Origin of the sequence: Campylobacter concisus, assembly GCF_902460575.1 — a bacterium.
Lineage (GTDB): Bacteria > Campylobacterota > Campylobacteria > Campylobacterales > Campylobacteraceae > Campylobacter_A > Campylobacter_A concisus_AW.
The window spans coordinates 342,637-350,702 of the sequence record NZ_CABPUY010000001.1; the positions used below are offsets into that span (position 1 = coordinate 342,637).

Here is an 8,066-nt window from a genome sequence, read left to right on the forward strand (position 1 = left end):
TTTTTAGTAGAAAAGTTGTAAAATCTTTACATTCATTATCAATTTGATAGGGATTTTGTGGAAGACTTTGAACTATTTTACAAGCATTTTAACGAGTTTTTAAAAGCTTTTAATCAAAAAGGCTCTGAGATAAAAGAGCAAATTTTGCGTGTGCTTTTTGCAAGCAAGTCACATCTAAATGCTCAAGAAATTTGTCAAAAAATTTATGAAACTTACAAAAATGAAATTTCAATGACTTCAATATATACCTTTTTAAATTTTCTTGAAGAGCACCATTTAACAAATAGTTTTGAGCAAAATGGTGTTAAAAACTATGAGCTAAATTTAAAATCCTCTCACGATCATCTGATCTGCGAAATTTGCGGAAAGGTGGTTGATTTTGAAGATGAGATGATAGAACAAAGGCAGGAGCAAATTTGTATCCAAAGTTCATTTAGCGCAGAGTCTCACAAGATGATACTTTATGGGATTTGTAGTGATTGCCAAGCAAAAAATGGGGTTTAAATTTATCATTTCATTTTGCTTTTTGATAATGAAAGACAAAAAAATTTCAGATTGATTTAAGTTACAGATTAGATAATACGCAGACAAAATAAAAGGATGAAAATGGATATAAAAACACAAACTTTAGCACAAGTTGCAAGCTATTTTTCGATGATAGCTCACACAAATGGCAGACTAAGAGTAAGGGTTAGCCCAAAGATCAAAGAGCTAAGTAGTAGCGTAAATTTAGCTAGTTTAGATGATATGATCGCTCAGATAAATGGCATAAAAAATGTTAAATTTAACAAGATAATCGGCTCTGTAACGATCGAATACGACCATGAAATTTTCCCTAAAAATCTCTGGGAGGATCTCTTAAAAGGGCAAAATTTAGAAGAAATTTCAGCTAAAGTAAATGAAGTAGCAAAAGAAGTGAAATATGCTTAATGAGCTTTTAAACGCCTCTTATACGAGCGAAAAAAACGCACTAAGGCTATATGAAAGCCTAGCTTCGTTTGGCGAAGTATTTGATCAAATCGCAAGCGTCAGAAAAAATGCTATCGTCTTGATAGAGAAATTTGCAAGTGCGCATGAGTATGAGCTTGTTTGCGAAAATGAAGCTATCTTTTTGCCAGCAAAAAATAAAGAAGATGCGCTGATAGAGGCACTAAACTATGAAAATGAGCTAAACAAAATGTATGAAAAATTTTGTGAAAGCTTAGACGATGAGGAGCTAAAAGATCTATTTTTTAGACTTTGGGCTACTTCAAATAATGAATATATCGCCTCTTTAAAGCACTGCTTAAAAGAAATTTATAGCGGATGTGAGGCAAAAAATGAGCTAAATTTAAATGAAATTTCACAAAATTTTGAGCAAAATGGCATAACAAACATTTTAGAAAGCTATCAAAATGACTTTAATGAGATAACTAAAAGCTTGCAAAATATCGCAAGTGGCAAGGCTGATAAAAGCGAGTTGGCAAAGATCACAAACAACCCAAATTTCTCGTTTTTTAGCGGGCTTGCGCTTGGGGCATTAGGCATTTCAGTAGTTAGCAAAAATTTAAATAAGGATGAAGAAGATGAATAATTTACAAAATCAAACAAAGAAAGGATTTAAAATGGCATTACCATTTTTAGCAGGTTTAGCAGTAGGCGGTTTAGCAGTAGTTGCTTGGAGTAAAAGAGATAAGATCAAAGAGTGCGCCAAAGATGGCTTAGATAAAGGCAAAGAGGCTGCAAAAGATCTTTACAAAAAAGGTAAAAACGTCGCAAAAGACGCAAAAGACTTCATGGTTAGAGAAGAGAAAAAAGCAAAACGTGGCGTTAAAAAAGTAGAAAAAGAGGCTGAAAAAGTGGTTAAAAAAACAAGAAAACCACGTGCTAAAAAGCCAGCAGCTCCAAAAGCTATCACACCAAACGATATAGCTTAAGGATAGAGAATGCAAGAAAATAGTCTTTTTACACTTTCAAACACAAGACTTCCATTTGATCACTTCATCAGTGGAGCCTTGATCGCTGGCATGGGTGCGGCTGCGCTTGGCTTTAGCGACTATCTAAACAACAGAGCAACTAAAAAAGACGTCGCTAAAAAGATAGCAAAATACGCAGTAACTGGCGGTTTTGTAGGTGCTGTTGGCATTCACGCTTCAAATTTGATAGCACAAAAAAAATATCTAAACGCAGCAGCTTTTACTGCAGCTGGCATCGGCGGTCTTTTGATAGCTGAAGAACTAATAAAATTGGAGAGTAAATAATGAATAACCCTTATATCAATGAAGAAAACGCAAACGAAGTAGCAGCAAATGACGCAGCAGCAACTCAGCCAAGTGCGGTTGATAATGCGATAAATAATGCAGCTCAAAATTTACCATTTGTACCTGAAAATTTTAACGCAGCTGGCTTTGTAAAAGGCCTACTTTTAGGCGGCATAGCAGCTTATGTGCTAACTAATCCAAAAGCACAAGAGTGCGTATTTAAAGCGATCATCAAAGGTGGCGAGCTAATAAACGCTGGTATAGAAGAACTAAAAGAGCGTTTTGAAGATGTCAAAGCAGAACTTGACTCACAAAAATAAGGTCACTCTAGCTCACAAGAGCAAAAATAGAGCGAGGTTTATTTGCGAGAGCCTAAACGCTAGAAGCGATGTCAGCGCCATCGAGGCTGCGATCTCAGAGCGAACCGATGCAAAAAGCGTGCGTGTAAATAAATACGCAAAAAGCATCGTCGTCGAGTTTGATAAGAGCTATGAGAAAATTTTAGATTTTATAAAAAGCTATGATTTTCCAACCAAGCCAAAAGATGAGAGCCTGCCTAGCAAAGCAAATATCTACAAAGCTGCTGCTGCACTTGGTGTAACGCCATTTATGAGCAACAAAACTCTAAAATCAGCCGTGACTCTTTACGCCACAGCTCCAAATTTAATAGAAGGTGCAAAAGAACTAAGGCATGAGGGCATCACCTCAAAAGTGCTCGAGGCAACTGCTATTGGCACAAGCCTTGCAATGGGTGATCATTTGGCTGCAAATAGCACAAATTTGATGATAAATATCGGCGAATACATGGAAGAAAGTGCTAGCCACAGAAGCGATGATCTCATCAAAGAGCTAGCCAAACCAAACATCGAAGAGGTCTGGGTCGAGCGAAATTTAAACGGTGAAAAGACGCTTGAAAAGGTAAAAACCGAAAATTTAAAAAAAGGCGACATCGTAGTAGTCGGAGCTGGCGAGACGATAGGCGTTGATGGCTACATCGTCGAGGGCAATGCTGATGTTAATCAAGTCTCAATGACTGGAGAAGCAGAACCAGTAGCAAAAGCTAGAGGCGACCGCGTCATAAGTGGTACTGTTGTCGATGAGGGCAGGATCAAAATTTGGGCTGAAAACGTAGGTAGCGACACCGCAACCGCAAGGATCAAAGAGTACATCCAAACTTCACTTAATGAAAAATCAGCCATCGGCGTAAAAGCTCTAAAACTAGCTGATAAGCTAGTGCCAGTCACACTCTCTCTTGCTGGGCTTTCATATGTTATAAACAAAAATATGAACAGCGTTGCTAGCGTGCTTCAAGCTGACTACTCTTGCGCGCTTAAGCTTGCTACGCCAGTTGCGTTTAAGTCAAGCATCTCAAAAGCTGGCAGAAACGGCATCCTCATAAAAGGCGCAAAGGCGATCGAGGCTCTAAGCTCGGTCGATACATTTGTCTTTGACAAAACCGGCACTCTAACTCACGGACGCCTAAGCGTGGTTGAAATTTACTCTTTTAAAGATGGATTTTCAGAGGCTGATATCTTAAATTTAACCGCAAGTGCCGAGGAGCACTACTTCCACCCTGTGGCTGAAGCGATAGTTGAGGCTGCAAACAAGCGTGGATTTAGCCATATTCACCACGACGAGGTTGAATTTATCGTAGCTCACGGCGTAAAAACTGCGATGCACGGCAAAGAGGTCGTTATCGGCAGTAGGCACTTTTTAGAAGATGATGAGATGATAAGCTTTAAAGCTCACGAAACGCTCATAAATAAGGCTTTACAAAGCGGACTAACCTTGCTTTATGTAGGATATGACAAAGAGCTTGTTGGCGTCATAGCCATGAAAGATGATATGAGAGCAAACGCTAAAGATATGGTGGCAAAACTACGAAATCTTGGCGTAAAAGAGATAGTTATGCTAAGTGGTGACATAAAGAGCAAAGCTGAAGAGGTAGCGCGCGAGCTGGGGCTTGACAGGGTCTATGCTGAGTGCTTGCCAACTGATAAAGCAGCGATCATCGAAGAGCTAAAGAGTGAGGGCAAAAAGGTCGCTTTTGTAGGTGATGGCATAAATGACGCGCCAAGCCTAACAAAAGCAAATGTTGGCATCAGCATGCACAAAGGTGCTGATATCGCTAAAGCAACAGCTGATATAAGCCTTTTAAAAGATGACATCATGAGCGTAGCGCTTGCAAAAGAGCTTGCTAATAAAACTATGAAGTTAATTAGCTCAAATTTCCGCTCAACCGTTGGCGTAAATACAGTCATACTAAGTGCCGCAACGCTTGGCATGCTAAATCCAATAGCAACTGCCATGCTTCACAATGGCACGACGATCTGGCTTCTGCTCAACTCAATGAAGGGCGTGAAGATCAAGTCAAAATAAATTTGAAAGGATAGATGGTGTTTGAGAATTTCTTAAACTTTTTAAACGGCAAAATGGATGTAGCCAACGACTTTTTATATGGATATTTTTTGGTTATCATCCTTGTAGCTTCAGGAATTTACTTTAGCTACCTTACCCGTTTTGTGCAGTTTAGGATGTTCTTTGAAGCTTGCAGAGTTCTGGTAGAAAAAAAGGACAGGTATAACAAGCACCATCTAACTCCGTTTCAAGCGCTGATGATCTCGACTGCTTCACGTGTCGGCATCGGCAACATTGCCGGAATTTCAGCTGCCATCGTCGCAGGTGGTCCAGGGGCACTTTTTTGGATGTGTTTGATGGCGTTTTTAGGCTCAGCTTCAGCCTTTATCGAGAGCACTTTGGCTCAAATTTATAAGACAAAAGATGTCTTTGGCTTTAAAGGCGGGCCGGCTTATTACATCAAAAATGGGCTTGGCATAAAGTGGCTTGGCTCTTTGTTTGCCATCATTCTTATCATCACCTATGCTTATGGTTTTAATGGGCTTCAAAGCTACACCATGACCTCTGCTTTTGAAATTTACTACGACAAAGCAGGCAGCAACATCACCTTTGCACAAAGTGGCTTGCCTATTGGCATCGGACTTATCCTTACAGCATTTACGGCTGTGATGTTTTTTAGCAAGAGCCACATCATCGGCAAAGTTAGCTCATATATCGTGCCTTTCATGGCGCTTACTTACATCTTACTAGCTATCATCGCGATCGTTTTAAATTTCAAAGAAATTCCAGCCGTCATCAAGATGATCATAGAAAGCGCCTTTGATTTTAAAGCGATCTTTGGTGGATTTGCTGGAAGCGTGATCGTAATAGGTATAAAAAGAGGACTTTTCTCAAACGAGGCTGGCATGGGCTCAGCGCCAAATGCAGCGGCTGCGGCGCACACAAGCCACCCAGTCAAACAAGGGCTAGTGCAAGCAATGGCTGTCTTTATCGATATGACGATATGCGTCGCCTCTGGTATGATCGTGCTTTTTTCTCAGGCATATCTTACAAAACAAACTGGAGTAAGTGGCGAAGTGCTAACCGCCCTACCTCTCGTTCAATCAGCGATGAAAGAGTATTTTGGCGACTTTGGACTACACTTTACGACCCTTGCAGTAGTGCTATTTGCCATCACATCGCTCATCGGCAACTACTACTACGCCCAGGCAAATATGAAATTTCTAACAAAAAGCAAAAATTTAACTCTAGCATTTAAGATCACAGCAGTGATTATGATATTTATAGGCGCTCAGATGAACTTAAAACTAGCTTGGAATATCGCTGATATCACGATGGCAGCTATGGCTACGATAAATATCATCGCCATTTTCTTACTCTCAAAAGTGGTGATAATAGCGATAAAAGACTACGAAGCACAAAGAAAGGCTGGTAAAAATCCAGAATTTGACCCAGAGAGTCTAGGCATCAAAAATACAAGCTGCTGGAGCAAAAACTAAAGGAGAAAATTTGGGAAAAGATATAAAGATAAGCGGCAAACTACTAGACCTAAACACCCATAGACAAGTAGCAAAGGTCGGCATGAGTGTCACTTTGGCATCTGTTTGCCTAAGCGCACTTTTTATGAAAAATAGATCTGTTAAAAAATTCCACGTAGCTTCTGGCATCGCATTTACATGCTTTGCGCTTTATCACGCTGGACTTTACGATAACGGCATCTTTAAAAAGATGATCGTAAAAGCAAAAACCGCTTCAAAAAAGGCATAAAATGAGACTAAGCGACGCTGAAATTTTAGACTACATAAATGAGGATCTACCCTACTTTGACCTCACAACGTCGCTTCAAGATATCGATAAAAAAGCCTCACTTGAAATTTACTCGCGTGATGAAATTTGCGTTAGCTGCGTAGATGTAGCAGCAAGCATAGCAAGGCTACTTAGCTGCGAGAGCGAAATTTTTGTCAAAAACTCTCAAATTTGCAAGGCTGGCGATGTGATCATAAAAATTTATGGTAGCTACGAAGATGTGCATAAGGCTTGGAAACTAGCCCAAGTCGCATTAGAATACGCCAGCGCCATCGCAACCTACACAAGCAAAATGTCAAAAGCTGTAAAAAGCGTCAATGAAAAATGCGAAGTCTTAGCAACCAGAAAGAGTTTCCCATTTGCAAAGAAATTTTGCGTAAAAGCCGTGCTTGAAGGCGGTGGAGGTATGCACAGACTTGGACTTAGCGACAGCGTTCTTTTCTTTAAAAACCACATAAAAGCCTACGCTAGCTTTGATAAATTTCTATCGCATTTGCCAGAATTTAAAGCCAAAATGGTCGAGCGAAAGATCTGCGTCGAGGCTGAAAATTTAGACGAAGCAAGCAAGCTTTTGAAAGCAAAATGCGACGTCGTGCAGTGTGATAAATTTAGCCCAGAGCTTATAAAAAACGTTCTAGCTTTAAGAGATGAAATTTCACCAAATACTATGATACTAGCAGCTGGCGGCGTAAATTTATTAAATGCAAAAGATTATGCAAATGCTGATGCGATAGTCACTTCTGCGATGTATTCAAAAGGCGTTGCTGACATCAGTGCAAGACTTGAAATTTTGTAAAATTTTGCATATAAAAATACATATAATAAATATCTCTAATTCTGCCGAGTATTTTAGTAAGCGTCTATAAAATTTTAAAATTTCATGAACGAGTAATTTAGGCTCTAAAATTTGAGCTAAGCGCTAAGAGAAGCCAAATTTTAGTAGTCAATTCTTAGGGGTGAGTGGAATTTTAAAATTAAAAGTAAGCTTTTTAGGATAAACTGCATGCAGTGCGAAGCACTGAAGCATGCACCTCTAACGTGCGAGGGGTTTAGGGGATTTAAAAAGGGGGATAAGGGGACGGCCTCGTAACTCGAGTCCCCTTGTCCCCCTTTGGATAAAAAAGCTAGAATTTCTTCTTCCTAACCTCTTCAACTATAGCTTTAGCCATCTCATCTACTTCTGATGTTACTTCATTTGCTTGGTTAGCAATTACAACGTTTTCTTTTGTTAGATTATCTATTTGAGCAACTGATTGATTGATCATGTTTATGCCTTCACTTTGCTCTTTTATTGATTCACTCATCTCATTTATTGATTGAGCTAGGACATTTGTATTTGCTTCTATCTCACCAAGTGATTTTTGAGTTCTTTCAGCTAGTTTTCTTACTTCATCAGCAACAACGGCAAATCCTCTGCCATGTTCTCCTGCTCTTGCTGCTTCTATTGCTGCATTAAGAGCTAGAAGATTTGTTTGATCTGCTATATCTCTAATGATAGTTATGATGTTTTTAATCTCATCACTTTGTCTTATAACATCAGCTGTCTTTTGAGATATGGCATTCATTGAGCTTGACATTTGCTCAACTGCAGCTGCTGATTCTTGTAAGCTATTTGCTTGAGTGTTTGCTGAGCTTGCTACTTTAGAAACTGACTCAGCTAGA

General features: G+C 39.4%; 11 protein-coding genes. 10 read left to right on the forward strand and 1 reads right to left on the reverse strand.

Features of this window, described 5'->3' with window-relative positions; all coding sequences use genetic code 11:
• Nucleotides 1-57: 57 nt before the first annotated feature.
• The 10 genes from F3G76_RS01675 to modD all read left to right on the forward strand — a co-directional run bounded on the left by F3G76_RS01675 (nucleotide 58) and on the right by modD (nucleotide 7,200).
• Nucleotides 58-504, forward strand: a complete 447-nt coding sequence (locus F3G76_RS01675) for a Fur family transcriptional regulator (RefSeq protein WP_149705735.1) — start codon at nucleotides 58-60, stop codon at nucleotides 502-504.
• Nucleotides 505-606: 102 nt separating this feature from the next.
• The gene (locus F3G76_RS01680) at nucleotides 607-930 is read left to right on the forward strand and encodes an HMA2 domain-containing protein (RefSeq protein ID WP_021088492.1); all 324 of its coding nucleotides are present in this window, start codon (nucleotides 607-609) and stop codon (nucleotides 928-930) included.
• Nucleotides 923-1,573 (forward strand): ferritin-like domain-containing protein, encoded by a 651-nt coding sequence (locus tag F3G76_RS01685; protein WP_103603640.1) that lies wholly within the window; start codon nucleotides 923-925, stop codon nucleotides 1,571-1,573. Before F3G76_RS01680 ends, F3G76_RS01685 begins: the two co-directional genes overlap by 8 nt.
• A gap of 31 nt (nucleotides 1,574-1,604) precedes the next feature.
• Entirely contained in the window at nucleotides 1,605-1,916 is a 312-nt protein-coding gene (locus F3G76_RS01690) for a hypothetical protein (RefSeq protein WP_223227391.1), read from the forward strand.
• Between the two features lie 9 nt (nucleotides 1,917-1,925).
• On the forward strand, nucleotides 1,926-2,240 hold the full coding sequence (locus F3G76_RS01695; protein ID WP_009293949.1) for a magnetosome protein MamC family protein: 315 nt from the start codon (nucleotides 1,926-1,928) through the stop codon (nucleotides 2,238-2,240).
• Nucleotides 2,240-2,560 (forward strand): hypothetical protein, encoded by a 321-nt coding sequence (locus tag F3G76_RS01700; protein ID WP_012001864.1) that lies wholly within the window; start codon nucleotides 2,240-2,242, stop codon nucleotides 2,558-2,560. Before F3G76_RS01695 ends, F3G76_RS01700 begins: the two co-directional genes overlap by 1 nt.
• Nucleotides 2,529-4,619: a heavy metal translocating P-type ATPase gene (locus F3G76_RS01705; protein WP_411160707.1), complete on the forward strand. Its 2,091-nt coding sequence runs from the start codon at nucleotides 2,529-2,531 to the stop codon at nucleotides 4,617-4,619. Before F3G76_RS01700 ends, F3G76_RS01705 begins: the two co-directional genes overlap by 32 nt.
• Nucleotides 4,620-4,633: 14 nt before the next feature.
• The gene (locus tag F3G76_RS01710) at nucleotides 4,634-6,097 is read left to right on the forward strand and encodes an alanine/glycine:cation symporter family protein (protein WP_149705737.1); all 1,464 of its coding nucleotides are present in this window, start codon (nucleotides 4,634-4,636) and stop codon (nucleotides 6,095-6,097) included.
• 10 nt (nucleotides 6,098-6,107) lie between these two features.
• Nucleotides 6,108-6,365, forward strand: a complete 258-nt coding sequence (locus F3G76_RS01715; RefSeq protein ID WP_009293953.1) for a hypothetical protein — start codon at nucleotides 6,108-6,110, stop codon at nucleotides 6,363-6,365.
• Nucleotide 6,366: 1 nt separating this feature from the next.
• Nucleotides 6,367-7,200, forward strand: coding sequence for a ModD protein (modD, locus tag F3G76_RS01720; protein WP_149705738.1), 834 nt, complete (start codon nucleotides 6,367-6,369; stop codon nucleotides 7,198-7,200).
• 328 nt (nucleotides 7,201-7,528) lie between these two features.
• On the opposite strand, the gene F3G76_RS01725 is transcribed toward modD, so the two are convergent.
• A partial coding sequence (locus F3G76_RS01725) for a methyl-accepting chemotaxis protein (RefSeq protein ID WP_223227392.1) occupies nucleotides 7,529-8,066 on the reverse strand: 538 nt, incomplete at its 5' end.